Here is a 25,716-nt window from a genome sequence, read left to right on the forward strand (position 1 = left end):
TCTCTTCTTCTCCTGGCAGAAATCCGAGGGTGAAATGGTCAGGCGGGAACGGGGCTGGTGACGTGTTCGGCAGCCAGGTAGGCCAGGCCGAGTGCGGCGATGAGTCCATTGCCGGCGAGATAGCCACTCGCGCCGTGACCGGAGATACCGATCGCCGCGCCGCCCGAGGCGTAGAGACCGGGAATCGGTGAACCGCCGGCCAGCACGCGCGCGTGGTCGTCGACGACGAGCCCGCCTTGGGTGTGGAACAGGGCCGGGGTGATGGCGATCCCGATGTATGGCGAGGTCAAGGCGTGCCGTTCGTCGGTGCGTCCCTGCCGGTCGGCTTCGCGACCGGCGGCCGAACGGTGCGCGGCCGCCAATTCGTCCGCGAGCGCATCGGCGGGAACAGCCAGCTTCTCGGCGAGCTCCCCGGCGCTGTCGGCGCGAACGAGTGAGCCGCTGTCGGCGACGGCCCGGAAGTCGTCGAAGGCCGAACACAGCTGCTCGATGTGCTCATCGATGACGATCCAGCCCGTACCGCCGGGCTGCGCGGCGAGAATTGCCGCGAACTCGGAATATCCGGTCGATTCGGGTGCGAAGCGGCGTCCGTCGCGGTTGACGATGATTCCGCCGTGCACGACCGTGGCCCACCCGATGAGGGTCTGGCTGCGCGAGGACAGCGCGGCATGACCTTGATACGCGTCGAGGAAGCCGGTGTCGGCGCCCAGGCCGCGGCCGATCCGCAGTGCGTCGCCGCGGCTGTGGCCGCCGCCGTGATAGTGGGCATCGGCGATCTCGGGAATCCACTGGCGCACGAGAGCGCGGTCGGCGCCGAAACCGTTGGTGGCCAGGAGGACCGCGGGCGCGGTGACCCGCTCGCTGCGCCCGTCGGGGGTGGCGATCTCGACGCCGGAGATGTGGCCCTCGGTGGTGTGCACCTCGCGCAGGCTCATCGGTGCGATGACCTCGATCCGAGGGTGTGCGTTCGCGCGATCCAGCAGGTGCCTGAGCAGGCGGGAGCCATGGCGCCCGGCGATGGTGTGGCACCGATCGGTAGTGTGCCCGGGGTAGCGGAAGTCGGTGACCAGTTCGAGGTCCAAGGCTTGCGAATCGGCCAGCCAGGTCACCAGTGGTGCGCCGGCCCGCGCCAGCGCGGCGGCCACCCGTCGATCGGCGGTCCCGCCGGTCTTGCGGTCGATGTCGCCGAGGAATTGCTCGGGACTGTCCACGACACCGGCGGCGTGCTGCCAGCGGGTCCCCGCAGCCGGGATCATCGCGGTGCACATCGAGGTGTTGTTACCGCGCTGGAAGTGCTCGTCGGCATCGACGACGAGCACATTCGACCCGAGTTCGGCCGCCCGCAGGGCAGCGACGAGCCCGCCGCCCGCGCCGGCGACGACGAGATCGAAATCAGGACTCTCCACGCTTCCTCCTCATGTGTTCCGCTTGGCGGAACGCCAGAATGTGGTCCTCCGCACTATGCACCCTCGGCATTCACGACGCAAGAGGCTGGTTGGTGGAATAACTCGGTAGAAGCTTGAACTCAAGATCGTTAGAACGTCTAGACAATCGTTTCGCTAAGCGGTACAACTGGTTTTGGGTTTGCGGCGCCGGTGTACTGGCTTCGCCGCTCGGCACAACACACAACGACTTCGGAGAACGGAGCCACGATGGAGTCCTCCGGTGGCGGCACGACAGCCGCCGCGCGGGCAGCGGAAGTGCTGCTCGAATTCGGTCGCCGCTCGAGCGCGCTCGGCGTCTCGGAGATCGCCCGCGCGACCGGTATGTCCAAGGCGGTGGCCCACCGCATCCTGACCGCCTTCGTCGAAAGCGGCCTGCTGCTCTACGAGCCCGCGACGCGCCGGTATCTCCTCGGTCCCGCGGCCGCGACGCTGGGCGTGCGCGCACTGGATGTGTCACCGCTGCGGCGGATGGCCCGAGAGGCGCTGGTGGAGTTGCAGCGGGTCACGGGGGAGACGGCGACGGTCTCGGCGCGTGTTCCGGGCGGCCGCGTCTATCTCGATCAGGTCGAGGGCACCCACGAAATCAAGATGACCGTCGATCTGGGCAAGCGATTCGACCTGCACAGCGGTTCGTCGGGCCGGGTCATCCTGGCCCATCTGTCCGACGAGGAACAGAACGATCTGCTGGCGCGGCCCCTGCCCCGCCTGACCTCGGCGACGATCGTCGACTCGGCGGCATTGCGCGCGACGCTGCGCACGGCACGGGAGCGCGGTGTCTGCCGATCGACCGGCGAACGCCAAGAAGGCGCCGGATCGGTTGCCGCGCCCGTCTTCGGAGCGGACGGCTCGGTGGTCGGATCGGTCTCGGTGTGCGGCCCCGGTTACCGGATGACCGACGAGGTGTGCGATCGGTACGAAAGTTCGGTCATTCAAGCGGCGCAGTCGGTTTCGCGTGCTCTGGGCTTTCGGCCGGCCGTCGCGGAGCGCTCATGACACCGCGCAGCTGGCTGTATGTGCCGGGGCACCGGCACGACCGCATCGGAAAAGCGCTCGACAGCGGCGCGGATGCCGTGGTCATCGATCTCGAGGACGCCGTGCCGGTCACCGCGAAGGATCGGGCACTCGAGAATGCGCTCGATACGCTGCGTACGGCGCCGCCCGGGCGCAGGATCTGGCTGCGGCTCAACGTCGTCGGATCCGAATGGCTCGACAACGAACTCGCCGCGCTGGCCTCGGCTTCCGTCGCCCCGGCCGGTGTCCGGCTTCCGAAAGCCGATGAGCCGGAGTCGGTGTCGGCCGTGGCCGACCAGCTGTCATGTGACGTCCACGCGATCATCGAATCCGCCGCGGGACTGCTGGCGGCCCCGCGCATCGCACAATGTCATCGGCGCATCACCGGGATCGCCTTGGGCGAGGCCGACCTCGCCGCCGATATGCGGGTACAGCCGAGCGGTCTCGCCTGGGCCCGGGGCTGGATCGTCGCGGCGGCGCGCGCTGCCGGGCTGAACTCTCCGGTCCAGAGCGTCTGGACCGCCGTCGACGACCTCGAGGGGCTCGCGGACAGCTCCCGCGCCGGCCTTGCCCAGGGCTTCTTCGGGCGCTCCGTCGTACACCCGAAGCAGATCGACATCGTCCACGACGCCTACACCCCGTCGGCGGACGCACAACGAACAGCTCGACAGATCATCGATCGCGCGGCCGAGTCGGTCGCCGCCGGTGAGTCGGCGGTACTCGACGACGACGGTCGGTTCATCGACCCGGCCGTCGTCGCGAACGCACGCCTCGTCCTGGATCGAGCAGAAGCCACCGCAGCATCAGGAGTGAATGTATGACCACACAGATCGTCACCACCGGACCGGACGCGTTGTTGAGCGCCGTGGTGGACACCGATGTCGACATCGTCGAGCTCGGACATCCCCATACGACGGGAATGCCGTGCTCACCCAACCACCCCGGGTTCCGGATGACCCTGATCCGCAGGCACGGCGACATGGTCCGGCCCGACGGCGGGTCGGCCTCCAACGAGATCATCGTGACCGGCGGTCACGTCGGTACGCATGTGGACGCTCTCTCCCATGTCAGTCACGAGGGCAAACTGCACGGCGGTGTGGATGCGGAACAGGCCCAGAAGGGCGGGCGATTCTCGCAATTGGGCGCGGAATCCATTCCGTTCCTGCTTCGCCGCGGTCTGCTGCTCGATGTGGCGCGGGTGCGCGGGGTCGCCGCGCTCGAAGCCGGAAGTGCTGTCACCGAACAGGATCTGCGCGACGCCGCGGACGCTGCCGGCGTGACGCCGCGCCGCGGCGACGTGGTACTGATTCGCACCGGCTGGGCCCGGTACTTCGACGATTCGGCACGCTATCTCGGCCAACAGGACGGGGTCCCGGGCGCCGATGTGGGCGCGGCGCAGTGGCTCGCCGACGCCGGTATCGTCGCCGCGGGCGCCGATACCACCGCGTTCGAACAGATTCCGGCCGGCAAGGGCCACAGTGTGCTGCCGGTGCATCGAATCCTGCTGGTGGAGAACGGTATTCACATCATCGAGCATCTGAACCTCGAGGCGGCCGGCGAACGTGGCCTCACCGAATTCACCTTCGTCATGGCGCCGCTGCGCATCACCGGGGGCACCGGATCGCCGGTGCGGCCCGTCGCGGTGGTGGCCGCGTGAGCAGCCGCCACGACCTGCGGGGAACGGTCGTCGGCCGGCTGGCCGCGCTGGCCGACCACAGTCGAACCGCCGGTCTCACCGGGGAATTGCGCACCGATGTGGCTCGACGGGTCCTCGATGTGCTCGGTAATTCCCTGGCCGCACAGGAACAGCCGTCCGCGCGTGCGGTCGTCGCGGTGGCCCGCGAGTGGGCCGGTGCGGCGCGGGCGACCGGAATCGGTACCGGGCAGCGTTTTCCCGCTGCCACAGCGGCATTGGTGAACGGCACCCTCGCCCACTCGATGGATTCCGATGACACCCATCTGCCCTCGGTGCTGCATCCCTCGGCATCGGTGGTGCCGGCGGCCTTGGCGGTCGGTGAGACAACGGGTGCCTCGGGTGCCGCGGTGCTCGACGCGGCCGGTGTGGGCATCGAGATCGCGGTGCGCCTGGGTATGGGCGGCTACGACGAGGAACTCGGCAATTCCGAGTTCTTCGAGCGCGGCCAGCACGCGACCTCGATCTGCGGTGCGGTGGGGTCGGCGGCGGCCGCCGCGATGCTGTACGGGCTGGATGCCGAAGGCATCGCCGATGCGATGGGAATCGCCGCCAGTTTCGGTGCCGGTCTGCTCGAGGCCAATCGGACCGGTGGCACGGTCAAGCGCGCGCACTGTGGCTGGGCAGCGCATTCCGGTGTCACCGCAGCGGAATTCGCCCGGCACGGACTGACCGGTCCGCCCACCGTCATCGAAGGGCGCTTCGGATTCCTGCATGCGTTCTGCGGCGACCGCGCCGATGTGGCGAAGGTGACCGAAGGGCTGGGCGAGCACTGGGAGTTGCCCGGCATCTTCTTCAAGCCGTATCCGTGTAATCACTTCACCCACGCCGGGATCGATGCCGCGCGCGCACTGCGTGCCGGCGGACTGGATCCCGCCGAGATCGTGGCGATCGATCTCGGCGTGCCGAAGCCGGTGCTGCGCACCATCGCCGAACCTCCGGCGGCGAAGGCGGCCCCGGAATCCGGTTATCACGCGGCGTTTTCCGGCCCGTTCACGGTCGCGCGGGCACTGCTCGGTGGATCGGGACTGGGAGTGGGACATGCCGATTTCACCGATGCCATGGCGAAGGATCCCCGCACGCTGGAGTTGGCGTCGCTGGTGGTCGCGCGCGGTGATGATCGCTGCGATGAGATCTATCCGCACCAGTTCCCCGCTGTTCTGCGCGTGCGCACCCGCGACGGTGCCTGGCACGAGGCGCGGGTCGATCACAATCGCGGCGGCCCGGCGAATCCCCTGACCGATGACGAGCTCACCCGCAAGTTCGACCTCAATGTGGTGGGCCGGTTGTCCGAGGCGGCCGCTCGTTCGGTGGCAGAGCGGGCGCTGGCGCTCCCGGCGGCCGATTCGATCGATGCCCTGATGTCGATCGTGCGTGACTGAGGCGCCGCCGGAAAAGCGAGTCGGCCGGTTCGTCATCTCCGGTGGATGACGAACCGGCCGGCCGATTTCGTGAGCACATCGGTGCCGTACCGGGTACGCCCAGGGGGGCACACCCGGTAGTTGTCAGCTCAAGCGCTCGATGACCATCGCCATGCCCTGGCCACCACCGACACACATGGTCTCCAGGCCGAACTGCTTGTCCTGGGTCTGCAGGTTGTTGATCAGGGTGGCGGTGATACGGGCACCGGTCATACCGAACGGGTGGCCCAGCGCGATGGCGCCGCCGGAGACGTTCAGCTTGTCCAGGTCCATGTTCAGCTCGCGGGCCGAACCCAGCACCTGCACGGCGAAGGCCTCGTTGATCTCGTAGAGATCGATGTCGTCGATGGTCTTGCCGGCGATCTTCAGCGCCTTGCGCACGGCCTCGATCGGGCCCAGGCCCATGATCTCCGGCGACAGACCGGACACACCGGTGGACACGATGCGCGCCAGCGGGGTCAGACCCAGCTCCTTGGCCTTGGTGTCGCTCATGATCACCAGGGCCGCGGCACCGTCGTTCAACGGGCAGGCGTTACCGGCGGTGATGGTGCCGTCGGGACGGAAGACCGGCTTGAGCTGCGAGATCTTCTCGTAGGTGGTACCGGCGCGGGGGCCGTCGTCGGTGGAGACGACGGTGCCGTCGGGCAGGGTCACCGGGGTGATCTCGCGCTCGAAGAAGCCGGACTTGATGGCCTCCTCCGCACGGTTCTGCGACCGCACGCCCCAGTGGTCCTGGTCCTCGCGCGAGATGCCCGTGAACTGGGCGACGTTCTCCGCGGTCTGGCCCATCGCGATGTAGACGTCGGGCAGATCGCCGGCCGCACGCGGGTCGGCCCAGCCGTCGGAGCCGCCCTCGGCGCGCTTGGTGGTGCGGGCCTCGGCCTCGGCGAACTTGTCGTTGTGGGTGTCGGGCCAGCCGTCGGAGGTGCCCTTCGGGAACCGGGACACGGTCTCGACACCGGCGGAGATGAAGACGTCGCCCTCACCGGCCTTGATGGCGTGCAACGCCATTCGGGTGGTCTGCAGCGACGACGAGCAGTACCGGTTCAGGGTGACGCCGGGCAGGAAATCGTAGCCGAGCTGGGTGGCGACCACTTTGGCCATGTTGAATCCGGCCTCGCCGCCGGGCTGCCCGCAACCGAGCATCAGGTCGTCGATGTCGGCGGGATTCAACGCCGGCACCTTGTCCAGGGCGGCGCGGACCATCTGGGTGGCAAGGTCGTCCGGGCGCATGCTCACCAGCGAACCCTTGCCCGCGCGGCCGATCGGCGAGCGGGCGAACGAGACGATGACGGCCTCTGGCATGAGGACTCCTTATTGGGTGGGCGCCGAAACAGTCAGGCAACCGTTTCGGTACACAGGTACGACAAAATTCCCCATTGAATTTACTGTGTTGTCTGCCTCCGCTTCGCTCCGGCGGGGGTTCGGCCCCCTGTGCCTCGATTTTTCACTCCTCCGGTCGGTCGCTGCGCTCCCTCCCTCCGTCGCTCCACAATCGAGGCGGGCCGAAACCCATTGGGGTTGAACCATTTCCGGAAGGTCAATCTCCACGCGCGGTCGGTTCGGAATCCCCTGAAGTCGCTGTCCCGCTCAGTGGGACAGCTGGACCACCGTCGCGCAAGGGATGACCGGGTCGGCGCCGAGTCCGGTGCGTACCGCCGGCAGGATGTGCTCGGCGGCCAGGGCGTAACCGGCGGCCGAGGGATGGAAGCCGTCGGCGGAGAACAGGACCTCGGGGGTGCTGCGGAAGTCGTGGCCGAGCAGATCACCCATGGCCACAGTGGTGCCGCCGGCGGACCGGACCGCGGCGGCCTGGGCGTGGGCCAGGCGTGCGCTCCAGCGATGGACAACCGTACTCAGCGGCTGCGGGATGGCGGCGACGGTGCCGAGGTCGGGGCAGGTCGCGACGACGACGATCGCGTTCGCCGCACGCAGTCGCGCGACGGCGGTCCGCAGTCGCGCCGCCGAGCGGGTTATCGAATGCTTCTTGGTGACGTCATTGGCGCCGACCATGATCACCGCCACGTCCGGCGGTGGTCCCGCGATGAACATCGCGTCCACCTGACCGGCGAGGCCCTTGGAGGTGGCGCCGGATATCGCCTTGGTGCTCAACCGAATTCGCGATCGGGTGGTATCGGCCAGACCGCGCGCGATCAGCACACCCGGGACCTGTTCGGCATCCACGCAGCCGACACCGGCGGCCGTGGAATCGCCGAAGATCATCAGATGGATGTCGAACGGCACACCCGCGCGCCAGGGTTCGGGTGCGGCACAGGCCCGGGTGTAGACCCCGTCGGCCTCGGGCGGCTTGGATGTGTCGCGGCCGATCACCGTGCGCGCGGCCCGCGCCTGCGACATCAGTAGCCGATACGTCGCCCAGCCCGCGGTGCCCGCCCCGGAGCCGACCGCCACCGCGGCGGCCGCACTCGCCGCGACCGTGCGCCACGTTCTGGAAGCCACCGCACACCTCCCGCTTTCGTCTCCTGCGTCGTCTGCCGGCCCGGACACGACGACATCCGGCGAGGAACCGGGATCGCGTATCCGGCGCGCGGCTGTGATCAGCGCGCATCGGCCCTACCGATTATGCGGTGATCAGGTGCGCGCCGACCAGCGACATGTCTCGCGCGGGGTGACCGGGTCGGCCCGCGGTCGCCCGGAGCGAACTCAGGCGACGTCGAATGCGCCGTGGGCGGGGACGTTGAGGTTGTTCGTGGTGACCGTCACCTCGATGTGCCCGGCCCCGGTGTCCTGGAAGTTCGCGTACAGGATGCTGCCGTAGATCCCGGAGACGACGTTGAGCCGGTACTCACCGGCGGCGCCGGTGTTCACATTGCGCCAGGCGACGGTGGTGTCGACATTGCACAGCGGCGCGAGCGGATACTGGCCCGACCCCACGCCCTGAATCGGCAGCGCCTGCACATTGAGGACCGCCCGGCCCGGATAGTCGGGGCTGGTGTCGGCCCACGTCCGGATACTGCCCCCGCACAGCCCGCCGTAGAACAGGCTCGGCGTCTGGGGGAATTCGACGGTCTGTGCGCTGGCCGAGGCGGACCCAATGGCGGTCACGGCCCCGACTGTCCCGGCCACGACTGCGGCGGCCCGGGCTGTCTTCGGCATCCTCACGCACCGCATAGTAGTGGAGAGCGGTGGTTTCGCCTCGTCGAAACTTCGCGGCGTACCAATGTCGGTGCGAGTATCGCCCTCTGCGACCATATAGCTATGCGTATCGCGAACCACGTTGTCGACCTGATCGGTAACACCCCGCTCGTCCGATTGAATTCGGTGGTGGGTCCGGATTCCGGGCTGGTGGCCGCGAAGATCGAGTATTTGAACCCGGGCGGAAGCTCGAAGGATCGCATCGCGGTCAAGATGATCGACGCCGCCGAGGAGCAGGGACTGCTGAAACCCGGCGGAACCATCGTGGAGCCGACCTCCGGTAATACCGGTGTGGGTCTGGCCCTGGTGGCTCAGCAACGTGGTTACCACTGTGTCTTCGTCTGTCCCGACAAGGTCAGCGAGGACAAGCGCAATGTGCTGCGTGCCTACGGCGCCGAAGTGGCGGTGTGCCCGACCGCGGTGCCGCCCGAGCATCCCGACAGCTACTACAGCGTCTCGGACCGGCTGACACAGGAGATCTCGGGTGCCTGGAAGCCCGATCAGTACTCCAATCCGGGTGGCCCGGCCAGCCACTACGAGACCACCGGTCCGGAGATCTGGCGCGACACCGAGGGAACGGTCACCCATTTCGTGGCGGGAGTCGGCACCGGCGGAACGATCACCGGCACCGGCCGGTACCTGAAGGAGGTCTCGGGCGGCAAGGTCAAGATCATCGGTGCCGATCCCGAGGGCTCGGTCTACTCCGGTGGTACCGGTCGCCCGTACCTGGTCGAGGGTGTCGGTGAGGACTTCTGGCCCTCGGCCTACGACCCGGAGATACCCGACGAGATCATCGCCGTCTCCGATGCCGATTCCTTCGAGATGACGCGTCGCCTCGCCCGTGAGGAAGGCCTGCTGGTCGGCGGTTCCTGCGGGATGGCCGTGGTGGCGGCGCTGCGGGTGGCCGAGCGTGATCCGGACGCGGTCGTGGTGGTGCTGCTGCCCGACGGCGGCCGCGGCTATCTGTCGAAGATCTTCAACGACCGCTGGATGAGCTCGTACGGCTTCCTGCGTTCGCGCCTGGACGGCAGTACCACCGAGCCGACCGTCGGCCACGTCATGCGCGGCAAGTCCGGTGAACTACCCGATCTGGTGCACACCCATCCGCAGGAGACCCTGCGTGACGCCATCGAGATCCTGCGCGAATACGGCGTCTCCCAGATGCCGGTGGTCGGCGCCGAGCCGCCCGTGATGGCCGGTGAGGTGGCCGGCAGCGTCACCGAGCGTGATCTGCTGTCCGCGGTGTTCGAGGGGCGGGCCCAGCTCACCGATCCGGTGTCCAAGCACATGAGCCCGTCGTTCCCGTTGATCGGCTCCGGTGAACCGGTCTCCGCGGCGACCAAGTCGCTGGAGTCCACCGATGCGCTGATGGTGGTCGAGGAAGGTAAGCCCGTCGGTGTCATCACCCGCCACGATCTGCTCGGCTTCCTGAGCGGTTCGGGACTGCCCACGCGCTGATAGCCGCTTCCGGGTGCGCCCGGCCGACCGTGACGGTCGGCCGGGCGTTGTCGTACCCGGGGCGGGATCGGGGGCGCCGATCGTCGGCCGAACCAGTGTTGTCACACCTCTTCGGCGAATGGTCACGGAGTGATATCGATCGTTACCGAACGGTTGCCCAATACGGCTAGAAGCGGACAATTCGACCAATTTTGGAGCGACACGCGTAATTCTTCTGTGACGCGCACCACTCCATCGCGCCGAGGAGATTCCCAGGTCAACTATGGGGTGCTGATGTGCGTCGCGGTGAAACGCGGGTAGGTGAACTTTCTGTTCATCTTTCGTTAAGTTTACGTTCATCTACCGACATCATCCTGTGACCTCGTTGGTTGTCAGACATCGAGTCTGAGTAATACGAGGAGTCGTCGAACGTCATGCGGAATGCGAACGAGTTGGAGTTGCCCACGGGCGTTCCGGCCCAGTCGTGCCCCGGTGCGGTCGCCACGATTTCGCGGTCGGCCGCCGGGCCACCCGGCGGCGGCATCCGGTAGCCGGATACCGAACGCGGCGTATTTCGCCGCTTCCATATCGACAGCATGCAGCACGAGGTGAGCTCGTCGGAGCCCGCCCTGATTCGTGCTGCCCGCGACAGGCCACCGAGGCCCATGTACCACGAGGCCGACCACCACGAGTAGGGAAACATCGAATGTCGAAGTCCATCAAGAGCAGTAGAGCCAAGGCGGTCGCACGGACCGCCGGATCCGCCACCCTGGCGCTGGCCGCTTTTGCTGCCATCACCTCCGCCGGTGGGCACAAGAGTGACGATGTGAAGCCGGTCGCGTTGGCCTCCACCCTCACCGCGCCCGCCCAGAAGGCCCGGACCGCCGCCAAGCCCGCCGAGGCGGCTCCCGCTCCTGCGCCCGCCGCCCCCGTCGCGGCGATTCCGGCGCCCATGCCGGCTCCCGAGCCGGTCCAGCCTCCGCCGCCGGCGGCTCCGGTCTATCCCGACAACCTCGACGGCTGGATCCACAACGCGCTCGACATCATGGCCGCGAACGGCATCCCGGGCAGCTACGACGGCATCTACCGCAACATCATGCGGGAGTCCTCGGGTAACACCCAGGCCATCAACCTCTACGACATCAATGCGATGAACGGCATCCCGTCCAAGGGTCTGCTGCAGGTCATCGACCCGACCTTCGACGCGTACCACGTCGAAGGCACCTCCTGGGACGTCTGGGATCCGGTCGCCAACATCGTCGCCGCGTGCAACTACGCCGCGCACCGGTACGGCTCGATGGACAACGTCGACTCGGCGTACTGAGTCCGCGACCGTGCGGACCCGATCCGCGAGACCCCGCTCACACTCTCGATGTGCGCGGGGTTCCCGCGTCCAGGCACCGAAACCCGCAGTTCTAGGCTGTTCGGTATGACCGACGATCAGCTGGGGTTCTCCACACGAGCCGTGCACGCCGGATACGATCCCGATCCGCAGACGGGCGCGGTGAACGTGCCGATCTACGCGAGTTCGACCTTCGCCCAGGACGGCGTGGGCGGGATGCGTGGCGGCTTCGAGTACGCCCGCACCGGTAACCCGACCCGGACCGCGCTCGAGGCCAACCTGGCCGCGCTGGAATCGGGGAGTTACGGGCGGGCCTTCTCCTCGGGGATGGCGGCCACCGACTGTGTGCTGCGCGCGAGTCTGCGGCCCGGTGATCATCTGGTCATTCCGAACGACGCCTACGGCGGCACCTTCCGTCTGATCGACAAGGTGTTCACCCAGTGGGGTATCGAGTACTCCGTGGCGCCGGTATCGGATCCCGATGCCGTGCAGAACGCGTTGCGGCCCAACACCAAACTGGTGTGGCTGGAGACGCCGACCAACCCGCTGCTCAATATCGGCGATATCGCCACGCTCGCCGACATCGCCCACGGCAGCGGCGCGAAACTGGTGGTGGACAACACCTTCGCATCCCCGTACCTGCAGCAGCCGCTGCTGCTCGGTGCCGATATCGTGCTGCACTCGACCACCAAATATCTCGGCGGCCATTCCGATGTGGTCGGCGGCGCGCTCGTGACCAACGACGCCGAACTCGATGCGGCCTTCGCCTTCCTGCAGAACGGCGCCGGCGCGGTACCCGGCCCCACCGATGCCTTCCTCACCATGCGCGGTATCAAAACCCTTGCGCTGCGGATGGATCGGCACTGCGACAATGCCGAGACCCTCGCCGGATTCCTCGCCGATCATTCGGCGATCGCTCAGGTCATCTATCCCGGCCTGCCCGAACATCCCGGAAATCCGGTGGCGCAGAAGCAGATGCGTCGTTTCGGCGGCATGATCTCGGTGCGCCTGGCCGGTGGCCGGCAGGCGGCGCTGGACTTCTGCGCCCGCACCAAGATCTTCACCCTCGCCGAATCGCTGGGCGGGGTGGAATCGCTGATCGAACATCCGGGTGCGATGACCCACGCGTCGACCGAGGGCTCCGAACTCGAGGTCCCCGCCGATCTGGTTCGGCTGTCGGTGGGTATCGAAGACATCAGCGATCTGCTCGCCGATGTGGAGCGGGCGCTGGCATAACCGAGACCACGACGACGAATGGCCGTACCGATTCGGGTACGGCCATTCGTCGTCGTAGGGACTATCTCAGGCGTTCGGCCAGGCTGCTGCCCACCCGGCCGAGTCTTCCGAGGAGTGCGCGCAGCAGGCTCAGAACGGTGTCACCGACCGGGTTGGGATGGTCGTCATCCGGATCGCCGTGTCCGCCGGGGGTGCCGCTGTTGCCCGCATCCATCGAATCGCCTACCTGTCAGCTGTGGTACGGCTCCGCGCTGACCAGGGTCACCTTCATCATGTTGCCGTTGGGCAGGCGGTATTCGCGCGTCTCACCGACCTTGGCGTCGATCAGCGCACCGCCCAGCGGCGAGCTCGGCGAGTAGGTCTCCAGGTCGGAGCCACCGAGGCCTTCCTCGCGGGTGGCGATCAGGAAGGTTTCGGTGTCGGTCTCGTCGCCGTCGTAGTAGACCTTCACGACCGAGCCCGGCAGCGCGACGCCCGACTTGGTCGGCGCGACGCCGACCTTGGCGTTGTTGAGCAGTTCCTGGAGCTGCCGGATGCGGGCCTCCTGCTGGCCCTGCTCCTCGCGGGCGGCGTGATAGCCGCCGTTCTCCTTGAGGTCGCCTTCTTCGCGGCGTTCGTTGATCTCGGCCGCGATGACCGGACGGTTGGCAATGAGCGCGTCGAGTTCGCCCTTGAGCCTCTCATGCGACTCCGGTGTGAGCCAGGTCACTTGCGTCTCAGTCATCTCGATCACTCCCTAGTAGTTGTTCCCGGCGCGCCGGGGTCCGTAATGCCCGTTGTGAGTGCGCGAACACACGTGTGCGCGCACGACAACAGTCGACGGCTAGAGCGATCCGGGGGGATGTTCCTCGAACCCCGACGGTGTCGCGGGCATTGTGTGCCCGGGACCCGGCAGCGCTGGCCGTCAATGCAGCAAACACGGCTCCGAGCGTTCGGAACCGTGTTCGCGCCATTCTAGCACGAATTGGATATATGCAGGTAGAAGCCTTGATTATGGGGGCTTCAGCCCGCCTTCAGATAGGGCGGCACCTCGCCGCTACAACCGTAGATATTGCCATTGGCGGGCCGGGCGGTGGTACGCACCGTGGTGGTCAGTTCCACGGTGCCGCTGTCGGAACCGGGCACCAGGACCTCGCGGCGGCCGACCTCGCTGCCCTCGGTGTCCATGCCCCGGACCACGCAGACCGCCGGCTGCTCGGGATGTGTGCGGGTCACCTTGAAATGGACCGTGACGGTGGAATCGTCGACGAGGTCGTAACCGAGTTGGTCGGGCTGGATATCCTTGGGTCCGTACTGCCGATACCCCACATAGGCGACGATCAGCCCGGCGATCACCACGACGACGCCGAGCGCGATCGGAATCCAGCGGCGATTACGGCGCGGTGCGGACCCGTAGCGATCGGAGACCCGGTCGGTCTTCTGCGTGGTCCCGGCGGCGTCGGCGGCGCGACCGTCCGGTTCGGTCCGGTCGGACTGCGGTGCCGCCTCGCTCATGATGTGGTTGCTCCCGTGGTCGATCAGGGGGTAGGTCGGAACAAAAGACCGTCGGATGGAACTATAGGGAATGCAGTTCGGACACCCGCGTGCCGCTCGGCACGGCGGACGGCTACGAGGTGAAACGGTGAGCAACGAGGTGAACGAGAAGTGAGCGGCAGCTTCGATCGGCCGCTGCGCCTCATGGCGGTCCACGCCCACCCCGACGACGAGTCGAGCAAGGGCGCCGCCACCACCGCGAAGTACGCCGCGGAGGGCGACGATGTGCTCGTCGTGAGCCTCACCGGCGGCGAGCGTGGATCCATCCTCAATCCCGCGATGGATGTGCCGGGCATTCTCGATCGCATCGAGGATGTCCGCCGCGAGGAGATGTCCGCCGCCGCCAAGGCGCTGGGTGTGCGGCACCACTGGCTGGGATTCGTGGATTCGGGTCTGCCCGAAGGGGATCCGTTGCCGCCGGTGCCGGATGGCAGTTTCGCGCTGGTTCCGCTGGAGGAGGCGACCGAGGCGCTGGTGCGGGTGGTCCGCGAATTCAAACCGCATGTGATCACCACTTACGACGAGAACGGTGGCTATCCGCATCCGGACCACATCATGTGCCACAAGGTGTCGATGGCGGCCTTCGAGGCGGCCGGTGATCCGGAGCGCTTCCCCGACGCCGGCGAACCCTGGACGCCGCTGAAGCTCTACTACAACCACGGCTTCAGCCTGCAGCGGCTGGAGACCTTCGCCGACGAGTTCGACCGGATCGGGGAGCCGTTCCCGATGCGCGACTTCATGGATCGCATCCGCAAGGCCGCCGCCGAACACGGCGATGTGATGTCGCGGGTCACCACCCAGATCGAATGCGGCAAATACTTCCCGCAGCGTGACGAGGCGCTGCGGGCGCACGCGACCCAGATCGACCCCAACGGCATGTTCTTCGCCATACCGCTGGATATGCAGCAGCGTCTGTGGCCGACCGAGGAGTTCGAACTGGCCAAGACCCGAGTGCGCACCGCCATACCGGAAACCGACCTGTTCGCCGGTATCCGTGAGACCGAGGACCTGGTTCGATGATGTCAGCGATGTCGGCGATGTTCACGCACTCCGCACTACTCGCCCAGAACACCACCACCAACCCGACCGGGCCGGAATTCGGCAAGGCCTCCCCGCTGGGGCTGGTGATCATCCTGGTCCTGCTGGCCGGGACGGTGCTGCTGATCCGCTCGATGAACAAGCACATCAAGAAATTGCCCGCCGATTTCTCGCGGGAGCATCCGGAACCGGATCAGGAGGCCGACGAGGGCACCGAACACGGTGCGAGCGGCCCGTCGGCGACGACGTCCGACGCCGACGGCGGAACCGGCTCGGCGGCGGGCGAGGGCACCGAGGCGGACGGCTCGGCATCGGGCGCGGCCAACGGCGCCCCGCCCTCGGGCGCGCGCTGATCGCCGCCCGACTCACCGGCTGCGCGGGCACTGTCCTGCCGCGACCCGGACATTCCGGTATACCTGGGAACTGACAGCGTCGGATGGCGGTGTGGCGCATCCGATTCCGGTAGGTCAGTTCACGGATGGGTACTCACATGGTCGTGTCGGCTACTAGTTATCGGGTCACCCTCATCAAGAACTGGGCCGCGATGCTCGGTGCGGTCGTGGTCGCCGGCGTCGTGTCGGTGGTGTCCGCCGCGCCGGCGGGGGCGGAACCGGCGGCTCACGTGGTGGGACAGCAGCCGCTGGGCCCGGCGGCGGTCCAGATGGATGTGTACTCGCCCGCGATGGATCGGGTGATCACCAATCGGGTGATCCGGGCACCGGGTGGTGGCCCGGCGCCCACGTTGTACCTGCTCACCGGAATCGGCGGTGGCGTCGACAACATCTCCTGGTGGGACGACACCGATGTGCGCGCCTTCTTCGCCGACAAGCACGTCAATGTGGTGATGCCGATCGGTGGCGCCTACAGCATGTACACCGATTGGCTGGGCGACGATCCGGCGGTGGGCCGCAATCGCTGGCAGACCTACCTCACCCAGGAATTGCCCGGGGTGATCGACGACCAGCTCGGGACCACCGGCCGTAATGCCGTCGCAGGGGTGTCGATGAGTGCCGCGTCCGCGGTGGACCTGGCCATTCAGGCGCCACAGCGCTACGACGCGGTCGCCTCCTACAGCGGCTGCCCGTGGAGCAACGACCCCACGGGTATCGCGATGGTCAGTGCGCAGGTCATCCGAGGTGGCGGGAATCCGGGAAATATGTGGGGACCGCCCGGCGGTGGCGCCTGGCCGGCGCACGACGCGTTCGGGCGGGCCGGTGCGCTGGCCGGTAAGTCGATCTACCTGTCCGCGGCATCGGGGATTCCGGGCACCATCGATCGGGGCTGGGCGTTCCCGCCGGTCGAGGCCCTCGCCAGTGCGTGCACCTCGGCTTTCGCCGGCCGATTGGCGCAGGTGGGGGTGCCCGCCGTCTACATCGAACGGCCGCGCGGCGCGCACACCTGGGGACTGTTCGAACAGGATCTGCACGATTCCTGGCCGCAGCTGGCGGGAGCCATCGGAGCGTGACGAGCCGGGGTGCCGTGCCGAGTCGGGTGCCGCACCTCGTCGGCCGTCTGCCGGGCTGTCCGCTTGTCCGCCAGCATCATTCGCTCACACCACCGCCGGCCGGAATCGCCGGTGGCAGATCTCGCAATCGCAATCGAAATAGCCGAGTCCCGCATTGCCGTGGGCGCCACGGCGTTCGGCCTCTTCCAGATCTGCGAACCAGGGGCGCCGCCGCGCCGACAGGTTCCGCACTGTGTCGTCCATGGCTGGGGGGTACCCCCTTTCGCCGGGCCTTACGGTTACGGTTTCGGTGCGATGTGCGCGGACGAGTCCGAGATGCGTCACCATCCGAGACCCCGGCCCCGACGGTCCACGCCGCTGCCTGGATCGGCGGTCGGAAACATTTCGAGATTCGATGGAACCGATTGGGATCCTGCCCCGTCCTACTTACTGACACAACGAATCTCGGCCGATGGAGATCAGATGAGGGCCAGTGCATCCGGCAGGATACGGACATCACCGATCGCGCTCGCCTCAGTCGTTCTTCCCGGCCGATCGGTGTCCGAAGGTGATGTCGTGTAGGTCGTTTCGAACGGATCCGAATCGGGGGATCGGAATCATGAGCAATGACGCCGAAAGACTTCGGCGGAGCAGAGTTCACGAACTCTGAGTTCGAACGAAATCCATGTGTGCAGAACAACAGTTCTCGGACTTCGCTTGCGATCGAGCGGTTCGAGTTCCGATGACTTCTGTAGAGATCACGAAGGCAAGAACTGATAGTGGGGAGTTGCCGCTCCCCACCACCAGACGCTGCATACCGCAGCGTGCAACACAACCGCTCGGGAAAAGGAGCACGCAATGAACCGCATCCGTAAGGCCATGGCTGCCAGCATGATTGTACTGGCAGGGGCGACGGTCTACACGGCCACGACCACGGCGACCGCGCAGGCGACGCCACTGGGCTGCGCCGGTGGCTACCTGGGGCTGGGAGCGGCGGCGGCCAGTGCACCGGCCGCCACGACCGGTGTCGGCGCGGTGGCTGTGCTCCTCGGGGCGAGCTCGGCGACCGCGGTGATATTCGACCAGTGCGACATGCTGAAGGACGGTCAGGTCATCGACATCCCGGCCGGCGCCAGCTGCTATGCCCTCGACAACCCCAAGAAGGCGGTCGCATGCCCGTCGCAGGCCAAGGTATACAAGAACGGCATGGTCTGATCGGGACCGCCGTCACCTGAACGCCTCGACCGAGACAGGGCACGAGTGCAGCCGGAAGGAGCACCGTGAAACGAATATCGTTGTTTCTCAGTGTGATTCTGCTCGTCGCCCTGCTCGTCTCGGGTATCGAGGTGGTTCGAAGCACCAGGACTCCAATTGTGCTGGTGCTCATCGCCGTGGCGATGATCGCGGTCGGCGTGGACCTGGTCCGTGGAGTACACGCGCTGCGTGCGGCCTCGCCGGATCGCACCGAACGGAAGTGTCACCAGGCTTAGGTGCCCGCGGCCAGGGGGGACGCGGGCATCACGTCGGGGGTGGGCGCACTACCCTTCGAGGGACAGCCCACGAGTGCGCGGAGGCGCTAGCACGGCCGACGCTGTGAAGTGGGCGGAGTGTGTCATGAGCCGGCTCGGTACAGGAGGTCGATGGTTGTGAACCGGTTGGACAGTGCGACATCCCCCTATCTGCGTCAGCATGCCGCCAATCCGGTGGATTGGCGGGAGTGGGACGCCGCGGCGCTGGCCGAGGCGGCATCGCGCGACGTGCCGATTCTGCTGTCCGTCGGGTACGCGAGTTGCCACTGGTGTCATGTGATGGCGCACGAATCGTTCTCCGATCCCGCCACCGCCGAGCTGATGAACGCCAATTTCGTGTGCGTGAAGGTGGATCGGGAGGAACGGCCCGATATCGACGCCGTGTACATGTCGGCGACGGTCGCCATGACCGGGCAGGGCGGGTGGCCGATGACCTGCTTTCTCACGCCGGCGGGCGAGCCGTTCTACTGCGGCACCTACTACCCGAAGGCACCGCGGGGCGGGATGCCGTCGTTCACCCAGTTACTGACCGCGGTCACCGATACCTGGGTCAATCGTCGCGACGAGGTCGATCAGGCGGCCGGTCAGGTGGCGGAGGCGCTGCGCGAACAGACGTCGGGATTGCCCGGGAGCGAGGTCGGGGTGAGCCCGGAGTTGCTCTCGCATGCGGTGGCGGCGGTGCTGCGGGATGTGGACGACCGATACGCGGGATTCGGTGGCGCACCGAAGTTTCCGCCCTCGGCGCTGCTCGAGGGTCTGCTGCGGCATCACGAACGCACGGGCGACGAGACGGCGCGGCAGGTGGTTTCGCTGACCTGCGCTGCCATGGCCCGTGGCGGTATCCACGATCAGCTGGGTGGTGGTTTCGCCCGCTACTCGGTCGACGCCGCCTGGGTCGTACCGCATTTCGAGAAGATGTTGTACGACAATGCCCAATTGTTGCGTGTATACGCGCATCTGGCCCGGATCGACTCCGATGACGCACTGCCGCAACGCGTCACCACGGAGATCGCGGCATTTCTGTTGTCGGATCTGATGACGGCCGAGGGCGGTTTCGCCTCGGCCTTCGACGCCGACACCCATCCGGAGCCGGGTGCCCCGGGTGTCGAGGGCGCCACCTATGTGTGGACACCGCAGCAGCTCACGGAGGTGCTCGGACCCGAGGACGGACCTTGGGCCGCAACGATTTTCGGTGTGACGCCCGAGGGCACCTTCGAACACGGCACCTCGGTGCTCACCCGCTACACCGATCCCGGAACCGGCCCGGGTGCCGACCCGGCCGACGCGGCTCGCTTCGAAGAGATCCGCCGGCGTCTGCGGGCGGTGCGCGATCTGCGTCCCCAGCCGGAGCGCGACGACAAGGTGGTCACCGCCTGGAATGGCATCGCCGTCACCGCATTGGTCGAAGCGGGTACCGCGCACGACCGGCCGGACTGGGTGGATGCCGCCGCCCGCTGTGCCCGATTCCTGCTGGACCGCCATGTGGTCGACGGTCGTCTCATGCGCGCCTCGCTGCGGGGTGCGACCGGTTCCGCGCCCGGTGTCCTGGAGGATTACGCTTGGCTCGCGACCGGATTGCTGGCATTGCACCAGGCGACCGGTGAGCGATCCTGGCTCGACCGCGCACACGAGCTGATCGATACCGCGACACGGTATTTCGACGATCCAGCCAATCCTGGTAGCTGGTTCGACACCGCCGCAGATGCCGAGACCTTGATCGCGCGCCCGCGTGATCCGCTCGACGGTGCGACTCCCGCCGGCGCCTCTGCCTTCGCCGAAACCCTGGTGACGGCCGCAGCGCTGAGCGATCCCGATCGTGCGGCCCGCTACCACGCCCTTGCCGAAGCGACCTCGAATGCGGGTGCACTGGTGCTGGCCCGTGCGCCCCGTTCAGGTGGTCAGTGGCTGAGTGTGGCCGAAGCGCTGCTGGCCGGGCCGATCCAGATCGCGATATCGGTGCCCGACGGAGTGGAAGCGGGTGAATTGCTGAGTACCGCGCGCCGGTTCGCGCCGGGTGGTGCGGTGATCGTGGCCGGTCAGCAGGATTCGACTCCGTTACTCGCGGATCGTCCGGCGGTCAACGATCTGCCCGCCGCCTACATCTGCCGGGGAGTGGTCTGTGATCTGCCGGTGTCGGACCCCGAGCGCGTGCGGAGCGCACTGCTCGGCGGTTGAGTTCCGGTGAACCGCGAGCGAGCCGGGAGCAATTCCCGGCCCGGGAGCGATTCGTGCCGGGCCGACCGATCGCTCAGGAATCGACCGCCGCCGCGGGTTCCCGAGGCTCCACCAGCCCCACCGGTTTGCGGTCGGTCCATCCCGCGGTCGGTTCCTTGCGTCCGCGCAAGTGGATCTTCTCGTAGAGCACCCACCGGGAGCGCTCGGATTCGGTGGCGGCGTCGATCACGGCCTGACTGGCCAGGATCCGGCGCGGCACCTCCTTGGCCTCGGTGGTCAAGCGCGACGCCTCGTTGACCGCGTCCCCGATCACCGTGAACTCCAGGCGGGTATCGGTACCCACATCACCGGCGAAGACCGAACCGCGGGCCACCCCGATGCCGATATCGAATTCCCCGCCGAGGGCGACCTCGTCGCGGATGCGCCGTGCCGCGCGCAGGGCGGGAGTGGCATTGTCGCCCAGGGCGATCGGTGCGCCGAAGATGCACAGGGCGGCGTCGCCCTCGAACTTGTTGACCAGCCCGCCGTTGTCCTCGGTCGCCGAGACCACAACGGCCAGGAGCCGATTCAGTTTCTCCACGAATTCCCGTGGCGCCAGTTCGGTCGAGAGCTCCACCGAACCGGTCACATCCACGAACAGCGCGGTCACCACCCGCACATCGCCGGTCAGATCGACCCCGCCGGACAACGCCCGTTCGGCGACCTCGTTACCGACGTGCCGGCCGAAGACATCGCGCATCCGTTCGCGTTCGGACAGGTTCTCGGCCAGTTCGTTCACCGAGAGCTCCAGCCGGCCGATCTCGCTGGCGCTGGTGATCGGCACCCGGGCGGACAGTTCACCACGGGCGATCCGGTCCAGTGCGCGTCGCAGCGCGTGCAGCGGCGCGGCGACCGAACGGGCCAGGGTGGCGGTGGTCAGCGCTCCGACCAGGAGGCCGACCAGCGACATGTACAGCGCGGTGCGCACCCGGTCGCCGGCGTCGGCGACCGGATCGCCGAGGACTGTGATCAGCATCAGCAGCGGCATCGCGCCGGCCACCGCCCACGAGATGACCAGTCGGTTGAGAACGGTCGCGCTCCAGTGCGAGGTGCCGCCGAGGACCCGGGCGATCACCGGAATGGTGGGGCGGATGAGCCGGTCGACCACGAGGAAGGTGAATCCCGCGGATTCCAGCGCGCCGAGAAAGAACATCGCGCCGATGGCCCAGAGCGCGCGGGTGGGTACCACCTGGGCGAACAGTGCGGTGGCGATGAACACACCGGGAATCCAGATGGCCAGCGCACGCGCGGTGATCGCCATCGGCAGTCTCAGCAGCCGCTCGGCCTCGGGCCGGGTGGGTCTGCGAGTCTGATCGATCCAGCCGAAGTAGTACACCCGATCCCGGACCGCGAGGACGATGCCGGCCAGTGCGCCCAGGATCGGATAGATGGCGGTCTGGGAGGCCGTGCGCAACCATTCCTCGCCGAGGTTGCCGAGGAATCCGCTCAACCACAGTTCGACGACGATGACCGCGAGTCCGCCCAGATTGCAGGCCATCACCACCGTCGAGAGGCCCCAGCGTGCGCGCAGGGCCCAGAGCACGAGTCGACTGGTCATAGCCCCTGGCAGTGGTCTGTTCGGTGGTACCGGGTTCGGACGGATAGCACGAACGAGCATAGAACCCGCGCGCGTGGCCGCGGCACGTTACCGGTGATCTTGTCCTACGACAATACGACCAGCCAGATTGCTGCGTAGTGACACAGCGCCGCGAGAACCGTTGCGGCGTGGAAGAACTCGTGATGGCCGAAGACCTCCGGCCACGGATTGGGCCATTTCGCCGCGTACAGGATCGCGCCGACACTGTAAGCAATCCCACCGATCAACAGCAGCACCATCGGTGCCACTCCGACATTGTGGGTCAGCGTCGCGGCGACCGGCACGATCGCCCAGCCCAGCACCAGATACAGCGGCACCCCGACCCAGCGCGGCGCCGTCGGCCACAGCAGTTTCAGCGCGACTCCCGCCACCGCGCCGGCCCACACCACGCTCAGCAGGGTGATCCCGGTCCGGCCGGGCAGGCCCAGCAGTGCGAACGGGGTGTAGCTGCCCGCGATGAACAGGAAGATCATCGAATGGTCGGCGCGCTTCATGTGGATGCGGGCGCGGTCGGTGCGCCAGGTCACCCGGTGGTAGGTGGCGCTGACGCCGAAGACACCGCAGACCGTCAGTCCGTAGACCAGGGTCGACCAGCCGGCCGTGGCCGAAATCGTGGCCGCGACCGCGACCAGAACCGCGACGGCGACCGCCGAGATGCCCACGGCGTAGGTGTGGATCCAGCCCCGCATCCGCGGTTTTACGCCGAGCGTGCGCAGGCCTTCGCGAGCCAGTTCCTCGAGGGTGGAGCCGGGCGCGGCGCGGGTGCCGAGCGCCGGATTCGCCGAGCTCACCGATTCGGGCACTGGTTACCTCCTGAGTAACCTACGGTTCCGTAGGTTAGGTCTGAAGCCACTGTACCGGCAGTTGGGTCCGCGCGCCGTCGGCCGCCGATATATGGTCGATTCAAACCAGGGAACTGATTCGTGGTGTCCGCTGCCATTTCTGCGCAGCAGAAGTAGGCGGAGAGTTCGGGCGGCACGCGAGAGGTAGTGGATAAGGTTGGCAGCCGTGAAGCTTGCTAGTCGGGTGCTCAGCGGTAAGGTGCGCAGCCTGCCGTATCGCATCTACGAGGCGCAGCTGTCGAAACAGCTCGTCGGCAAACAACATCCACGCCACGTCGCCGTGGTTTGCGACGGAAATCGCCGGTGGGCGCGGGAGAACGGTTTCACCGACGTCACCCACGGACATCGGGTGGGCGCGCTCAAGATCGCCGAGCTGGTCGGCTGGTGCCAGGCCGAGGGCATCGAGATGGTGACGGTGTACCTGCTGTCGACCGAGAATCTCAACCGCGGCTCCGATGAGCTGGAAACGCTGTTCGAGGTGATCACAGATGTGGTCGAGGAGTTGTCCGCGCCCGAGAACAACTGGGGTGTGCGCATCGTGGGAACCCTCGCCGGACTACCCGACGAGGTGGCCCGCCGGATGCAGAAGGCGGCCGACGAAACCCACGGCCGCGCGGGCCTGCACGTGAACGTCGCGATCGGCTACGGCGGGCGGCAGGAGATCGCCGACGCGGTGCAGTCGCTGGTGCGACAGGAGATGGCGGCGGGGGAGACCGGCGAGGATCTGGTCCAGTCGATCACGGTCAACGCCATCGGGCAGCATCTCTACACCTCCGGTCAGCCCGATCCCGATCTGGTCATCCGCACCTCCGGTGAACAGCGGCTCTCGGGCTTCCTGCTCTGGCAGAGCGCGTACTCCGAGATCTGGTTCACCGAGGCGTACTGGCCGGAGTTCCGGCGCGTGGACTTCCTGCGCGCCCTGCGCGACTACGCCGCCCGGCATCGCCGCTACGGAGTCTGAGCGGCCGCCGTCGCGGAGTCCGGCCGGTCCGGCGGATAACGGCCCGGCGCACGGTCTGTTGCATTGCATGATCATCGCCCGGTGCGCGCCGGGCTTTCGCGTACCGTCGCGAGCATGAGCGAGATGTGGGCCGGTCCGGCGCCGGCGTCCGGCACGGTGGTGCCCTATGTCGGCTACGCCGAATTCGGCCGGCGGTTCGTGGCCTATGCCGCCTCCGAGCAGCGCATCGCGGCGGTCTTCGCCGAATTGGCGGGCAGCGCATTCGATTTCGGCCCGATCGGGGTAGGCCCGGCACATCTGGCCAAGGCCTCGGCCCAGGTGTTGCTCGGCCAGCCGGTGTTGGAACGGTCGGTGGGCGAGGTCGTCGGTTTCGAACTGGCCATCCCGCTGGATGTCGACCTGCTGCTCGATCTCGCCGTCGACCGGCACCGCTTCGCGATCACCGGCTTCGTCGATGTCCATCTGACCGTGCGCACGGCCGCCCCGCTGCGGATCATCGTGGACATCGCCGAGCCGCGTCCGGCCGATGTGCGGATCGACGTGGCCACCGCGACCAGGCGCGGCCGGATGTTGCGGCTGCTGGCCGGCGTCGATCACGAGATCCGCCGATTCGTCGCGCGCTATGTCGCCAACGAGATTCGGAAACCGCATATCGCGGCCGTGCGCGACATCGATGTCGCGGTCCGCCTCGACGCGGCCTGGCCCGCCTGAGGCGAGACCGCGGTCCGATCACAGTTTGCGCAGGCGGATCCGGTTGATGCTGTGGTCGGAATCCTTGCGCAGCACCAGCGTTGCGCGTGGGCGGGTCGGCAGGATGTTCTCCACCAGATTCGGGCGGTTGGTGGCGTTCCAGATCTCCTGGGCGGCGACGGTCGCCTCGGAATCGGTGAACTTGGCGTAGTGGTGGAAATGCGACTGCGGATCCGCGAACGCCGTTTTACGAAGAGAGAGAAAACGATTGATGTACCAGCGCTCGATATCCTCGATGCGCGCATCGACGTAGATCGAGAAATCGAACAGATCCGACACCATCAGCCGCGGCCCGGTCTGCAGCACATTGAGCCCCTCGACGATGAGGATGTCGGGCTGGCGAACACAGTGGTACTGGTCGGGCAGGATGTCGTAGACGATATGTGAGTACATCGGCGCGCAGACCTCGGACGCACCGGATTTGACCTCGGTGACGAAGCGCAGCAGTTTGCGGCGGTTGTAACTCTCCGGAAAGCCTTTGCGGTGCATGATGCCGCGTCGGGTGAGTTCCGCTGTGGGATAGAGGAATCCATCGGTCGTCACCAGGTCGACGCGTGGATGGTGATCCCAGCGTGCGAGCAGGGCCTGCAGGACGCGGGCCGTGGTCGATTTACCGACCGCCACACTGCCCGCGATACCGATGACAAAAGGCACCTGCTGGTCCGGGTGGGTCTCACCGAGAAAGGTCGCCGTCGCGGCGAACAGGCGTTGGCGCGCGGCGACCTGCAGATGAATCAGTCGAGCCAAGGGCAGATAGACCTCGGCCACTTCCTCGAGATCGATCTGTTCGCCGAGACCGCGCAGGCCGATCAGTTCTTCCTCGGTGAGGATCAGCGGTGTCGACTTGCGCAAGGTGCGCCATTGTTTGCGATCGAATTCGACGTACGGACTCGGCTCACTCATCCGGGCCACTACTCACACTCCCGGTCCACGGTCGTTCCGGGCGCGTAACCGATCGGCCGCTCCGGTGTCACCGTTGAGGCTGCGCCGTGCCCGGCGCGGTGAACTTTGCTGGACAGTCCTCGCATAGCCGAATTGTCCTCGGGGTCAACGGCCCGTTGAACACG

At 67.2% G+C, this 25,716-nt stretch carries 26 protein-coding genes; 15 read left to right on the forward strand and 11 right to left on the reverse strand.

Translation table 11 applies throughout. The features are described from left to right. Window positions 1-38: 38 nt before the first annotated feature. Complete coding sequence (locus AB0L57_RS24525) at window positions 39-1,406, reverse strand: FAD-binding protein (protein ID WP_364966411.1); 1,368 nt, start codon at window positions 1,404-1,406, stop codon at window positions 39-41. A gap of 246 nt (window positions 1,407-1,652) precedes the next feature. Here AB0L57_RS24525 and AB0L57_RS24530 point away from each other — a divergent pair, with 246 nt between their 5' ends. The 4 genes from AB0L57_RS24530 to AB0L57_RS24545 are packed head-to-tail and all read left to right on the forward strand — an operon-like array spanning window position 1,653 to window position 5,531. Continuing rightward, window positions 1,653-2,438 (forward strand): IclR family transcriptional regulator, encoded by a 786-nt coding sequence (locus AB0L57_RS24530; RefSeq protein ID WP_364966414.1) that lies wholly within the window; start codon window positions 1,653-1,655, stop codon window positions 2,436-2,438. Further along, window positions 2,435-3,277 (forward strand): CoA ester lyase, encoded by an 843-nt coding sequence (locus AB0L57_RS24535; protein ID WP_364966416.1) that lies wholly within the window; start codon window positions 2,435-2,437, stop codon window positions 3,275-3,277. The genes AB0L57_RS24530 and AB0L57_RS24535 overlap by 4 nt, the downstream gene beginning before the upstream one ends. Further along, on the forward strand, window positions 3,274-4,113 hold the full coding sequence (locus AB0L57_RS24540; protein ID WP_364966418.1) for a cyclase family protein: 840 nt from the start codon (window positions 3,274-3,276) through the stop codon (window positions 4,111-4,113). Before AB0L57_RS24535 ends, AB0L57_RS24540 begins: the two co-directional genes overlap by 4 nt. Further along, window positions 4,110-5,531: an MmgE/PrpD family protein gene (locus tag AB0L57_RS24545; RefSeq protein ID WP_364966421.1), complete on the forward strand. Its 1,422-nt coding sequence runs from the start codon at window positions 4,110-4,112 to the stop codon at window positions 5,529-5,531. The genes AB0L57_RS24540 and AB0L57_RS24545 overlap by 4 nt, the downstream gene beginning before the upstream one ends. Before the next feature lie 123 nt (window positions 5,532-5,654). On the opposite strand, the gene AB0L57_RS24550 is transcribed toward AB0L57_RS24545, so the two are convergent. The 3 genes from AB0L57_RS24550 to AB0L57_RS24560 all read right to left on the reverse strand — a co-directional run bounded on the left by AB0L57_RS24550 (window position 5,655) and on the right by AB0L57_RS24560 (window position 8,636). Continuing rightward, a complete protein-coding gene (locus AB0L57_RS24550) occupies window positions 5,655-6,875 on the reverse strand; it encodes an acetyl-CoA C-acetyltransferase (protein WP_364966424.1) in 1,221 nt (406 codons plus the stop codon). 285 nt (window positions 6,876-7,160) lie between these two features. After that, window positions 7,161-8,030 (reverse strand): SGNH/GDSL hydrolase family protein, encoded by an 870-nt coding sequence (locus AB0L57_RS24555; RefSeq protein ID WP_364966427.1) that lies wholly within the window; start codon window positions 8,028-8,030, stop codon window positions 7,161-7,163. A gap of 204 nt (window positions 8,031-8,234) precedes the next feature. Beyond that, entirely contained in the window at window positions 8,235-8,636 is a 402-nt protein-coding gene (locus AB0L57_RS24560; protein ID WP_364966429.1) for a hypothetical protein, read from the reverse strand. A 153-nt stretch (window positions 8,637-8,789) separates the two neighbouring features. On the opposite strand from AB0L57_RS24560, the gene AB0L57_RS24565 reads away from it, so the two are divergent. The 3 genes from AB0L57_RS24565 to AB0L57_RS24575 all read left to right on the forward strand — a co-directional run bounded on the left by AB0L57_RS24565 (window position 8,790) and on the right by AB0L57_RS24575 (window position 12,741). After that, window positions 8,790-10,184, forward strand: coding sequence for a cystathionine beta-synthase (locus AB0L57_RS24565; protein ID WP_364966432.1), 1,395 nt, complete (start codon window positions 8,790-8,792; stop codon window positions 10,182-10,184). A 685-nt stretch (window positions 10,185-10,869) separates the two neighbouring features. Then, complete coding sequence (locus AB0L57_RS24570; RefSeq protein WP_364966434.1) at window positions 10,870-11,487, forward strand: transglycosylase SLT domain-containing protein; 618 nt, start codon at window positions 10,870-10,872, stop codon at window positions 11,485-11,487. A gap of 105 nt (window positions 11,488-11,592) precedes the next feature. Continuing rightward, window positions 11,593-12,741, forward strand: a complete 1,149-nt coding sequence (locus AB0L57_RS24575; RefSeq protein ID WP_364966437.1) for a cystathionine gamma-synthase — start codon at window positions 11,593-11,595, stop codon at window positions 12,739-12,741. A gap of 61 nt (window positions 12,742-12,802) precedes the next feature. Here AB0L57_RS24575 and AB0L57_RS24580 read toward each other — a convergent pair whose 3' ends face one another. From AB0L57_RS24580 to AB0L57_RS24590, 3 genes are all read right to left on the reverse strand, one after another. Further along, window positions 12,803-12,955, reverse strand: a complete 153-nt coding sequence (locus AB0L57_RS24580; RefSeq protein ID WP_364966440.1) for a hypothetical protein — start codon at window positions 12,953-12,955, stop codon at window positions 12,803-12,805. A 15-nt stretch (window positions 12,956-12,970) separates the two neighbouring features. Beyond that, window positions 12,971-13,465, reverse strand: coding sequence for a transcription elongation factor GreA (gene greA / locus AB0L57_RS24585; protein WP_227980028.1), 495 nt, complete (start codon window positions 13,463-13,465; stop codon window positions 12,971-12,973). Between the two features lie 278 nt (window positions 13,466-13,743). Then, window positions 13,744-14,235 (reverse strand): DUF4307 domain-containing protein, encoded by a 492-nt coding sequence (locus AB0L57_RS24590; protein WP_364966442.1) that lies wholly within the window; start codon window positions 14,233-14,235, stop codon window positions 13,744-13,746. Window positions 14,236-14,418: 183 nt separating this feature from the next. Between AB0L57_RS24590 and mca the strand changes: the two genes are divergently transcribed. From mca to AB0L57_RS24605, 3 genes are all read left to right on the forward strand, one after another. Continuing rightward, entirely contained in the window at window positions 14,419-15,294 is an 876-nt protein-coding gene (gene mca / locus AB0L57_RS24595) for a mycothiol conjugate amidase Mca (RefSeq protein WP_364966535.1), read from the forward strand. A 17-nt stretch (window positions 15,295-15,311) separates the two neighbouring features. Beyond that, complete coding sequence (locus AB0L57_RS24600; protein ID WP_364966537.1) at window positions 15,312-15,665, forward strand: hypothetical protein; 354 nt, start codon at window positions 15,312-15,314, stop codon at window positions 15,663-15,665. Between the two features lie 125 nt (window positions 15,666-15,790). Then, entirely contained in the window at window positions 15,791-16,777 is a 987-nt protein-coding gene (locus tag AB0L57_RS24605; protein WP_364966444.1) for an alpha/beta hydrolase family protein, read from the forward strand. Between the two features lie 84 nt (window positions 16,778-16,861). Here AB0L57_RS24605 and AB0L57_RS24610 read toward each other — a convergent pair whose 3' ends face one another. Continuing rightward, window positions 16,862-17,020, reverse strand: a complete 159-nt coding sequence (locus AB0L57_RS24610) for a hypothetical protein (protein WP_364966447.1) — start codon at window positions 17,018-17,020, stop codon at window positions 16,862-16,864. 627 nt (window positions 17,021-17,647) lie between these two features. Between AB0L57_RS24610 and AB0L57_RS24615 the strand changes: the two genes are divergently transcribed. The 3 genes from AB0L57_RS24615 (at window position 17,648) to AB0L57_RS24625 (ending at window position 20,460) form a co-directional block, all read left to right on the forward strand. Further along, window positions 17,648-17,971, forward strand: coding sequence for a hypothetical protein (locus AB0L57_RS24615; RefSeq protein ID WP_364966450.1), 324 nt, complete (start codon window positions 17,648-17,650; stop codon window positions 17,969-17,971). A 65-nt stretch (window positions 17,972-18,036) separates the two neighbouring features. Next, window positions 18,037-18,246 (forward strand): hypothetical protein, encoded by a 210-nt coding sequence (locus AB0L57_RS24620; protein ID WP_364966452.1) that lies wholly within the window; start codon window positions 18,037-18,039, stop codon window positions 18,244-18,246. A gap of 150 nt (window positions 18,247-18,396) precedes the next feature. After that, entirely contained in the window at window positions 18,397-20,460 is a 2,064-nt protein-coding gene (locus AB0L57_RS24625) for a thioredoxin domain-containing protein (RefSeq protein ID WP_364966455.1), read from the forward strand. Between the two features lie 73 nt (window positions 20,461-20,533). Here AB0L57_RS24625 and AB0L57_RS24630 read toward each other — a convergent pair whose 3' ends face one another. Together AB0L57_RS24630 and AB0L57_RS24635 are read right to left on the reverse strand one after the other, a co-directional pair. Then, window positions 20,534-22,057: an adenylate/guanylate cyclase domain-containing protein gene (locus AB0L57_RS24630; RefSeq protein ID WP_364966459.1), complete on the reverse strand. Its 1,524-nt coding sequence runs from the start codon at window positions 22,055-22,057 to the stop codon at window positions 20,534-20,536. 104 nt (window positions 22,058-22,161) lie between these two features. After that, entirely contained in the window at window positions 22,162-22,827 is a 666-nt protein-coding gene (locus AB0L57_RS24635) for a hemolysin III family protein (RefSeq protein ID WP_364966540.1), read from the reverse strand. 277 nt (window positions 22,828-23,104) lie between these two features. Between AB0L57_RS24635 and AB0L57_RS24640 the strand changes: the two genes are divergently transcribed. Together AB0L57_RS24640 and AB0L57_RS24645 are read left to right on the forward strand one after the other, a co-directional pair. Then, complete coding sequence (locus tag AB0L57_RS24640; protein ID WP_364966461.1) at window positions 23,105-23,899, forward strand: isoprenyl transferase; 795 nt, start codon at window positions 23,105-23,107, stop codon at window positions 23,897-23,899. Window positions 23,900-24,013: 114 nt separating this feature from the next. After that, complete coding sequence (locus tag AB0L57_RS24645) at window positions 24,014-24,610, forward strand: hypothetical protein (RefSeq protein WP_364966464.1); 597 nt, start codon at window positions 24,014-24,016, stop codon at window positions 24,608-24,610. Window positions 24,611-24,628: 18 nt separating this feature from the next. Here the strand turns inward: AB0L57_RS24645 and coaA are convergent, their stop codons facing one another. Continuing rightward, window positions 24,629-25,561: a type I pantothenate kinase gene (gene coaA / locus AB0L57_RS24650; protein ID WP_364966467.1), complete on the reverse strand. Its 933-nt coding sequence runs from the start codon at window positions 25,559-25,561 to the stop codon at window positions 24,629-24,631. Between the last annotated feature and the right edge of the window lie 155 nt (window positions 25,562-25,716).

The organism is Nocardia sp. NPDC052254 (assembly GCF_040679495.1).
In the GTDB taxonomy this organism is placed as follows: Bacteria; Actinomycetota; Actinomycetes; order Mycobacteriales; family Mycobacteriaceae; genus Nocardia.

What these genes read in the sequence shown, in the direction of transcription:
- AB0L57_RS24565 (WP_364966432.1), top strand. Translation starts at nt 8,790, where the DNA reads ATGCGTATCGCGAACCACGTTGTCGACCTGATCGGTAACACCCCGCTC.
- AB0L57_RS24575 (WP_364966437.1), top strand. Translation starts at nt 11,593, where the DNA reads ATGACCGACGATCAGCTGGGGTTCTCCACACGAGCCGTGCACGCCGGA.
- AB0L57_RS24615 (WP_364966450.1), top strand. Translation starts at nt 17,648, where the DNA reads ATGATTGTACTGGCAGGGGCGACGGTCTACACGGCCACGACCACGGCG.
- AB0L57_RS24580 (WP_364966440.1), bottom strand. Translation starts at nt 12,955, where the DNA reads ATGGATGCGGGCAACAGCGGCACCCCCGGCGGACACGGCGATCCGGAT.
- AB0L57_RS24645 (WP_364966464.1), top strand. Translation starts at nt 24,014, where the DNA reads ATGAGCGAGATGTGGGCCGGTCCGGCGCCGGCGTCCGGCACGGTGGTG.
- greA (WP_227980028.1), bottom strand. Translation starts at nt 13,465, where the DNA reads ATGACTGAGACGCAAGTGACCTGGCTCACACCGGAGTCGCATGAGAGG.
- AB0L57_RS24550 (WP_364966424.1), bottom strand. Translation starts at nt 6,875, where the DNA reads ATGCCAGAGGCCGTCATCGTCTCGTTCGCCCGCTCGCCGATCGGCCGC.
- AB0L57_RS24535 (WP_364966416.1), top strand. Translation starts at nt 2,435, where the DNA reads ATGACACCGCGCAGCTGGCTGTATGTGCCGGGGCACCGGCACGACCGC.
- AB0L57_RS24570 (WP_364966434.1), top strand. Translation starts at nt 10,870, where the DNA reads ATGTCGAAGTCCATCAAGAGCAGTAGAGCCAAGGCGGTCGCACGGACC.
- AB0L57_RS24605 (WP_364966444.1), top strand. Translation starts at nt 15,791, where the DNA reads ATGGGTACTCACATGGTCGTGTCGGCTACTAGTTATCGGGTCACCCTC.
- AB0L57_RS24630 (WP_364966459.1), bottom strand. Translation starts at nt 22,057, where the DNA reads ATGACCAGTCGACTCGTGCTCTGGGCCCTGCGCGCACGCTGGGGCCTC.
- mca (WP_364966535.1), top strand. Translation starts at nt 14,419, where the DNA reads ATGGCGGTCCACGCCCACCCCGACGACGAGTCGAGCAAGGGCGCCGCC.
- AB0L57_RS24590 (WP_364966442.1), bottom strand. Translation starts at nt 14,235, where the DNA reads ATGAGCGAGGCGGCACCGCAGTCCGACCGGACCGAACCGGACGGTCGC.
- AB0L57_RS24625 (WP_364966455.1), top strand. Translation starts at nt 18,397, where the DNA reads ATGGTTGTGAACCGGTTGGACAGTGCGACATCCCCCTATCTGCGTCAG.
- AB0L57_RS24540 (WP_364966418.1), top strand. Translation starts at nt 3,274, where the DNA reads ATGACCACACAGATCGTCACCACCGGACCGGACGCGTTGTTGAGCGCC.
- AB0L57_RS24600 (WP_364966537.1), top strand. Translation starts at nt 15,312, where the DNA reads ATGTTCACGCACTCCGCACTACTCGCCCAGAACACCACCACCAACCCG.
- AB0L57_RS24610 (WP_364966447.1), bottom strand. Translation starts at nt 17,020, where the DNA reads ATGGACGACACAGTGCGGAACCTGTCGGCGCGGCGGCGCCCCTGGTTC.
- AB0L57_RS24530 (WP_364966414.1), top strand. Translation starts at nt 1,653, where the DNA reads ATGGAGTCCTCCGGTGGCGGCACGACAGCCGCCGCGCGGGCAGCGGAA.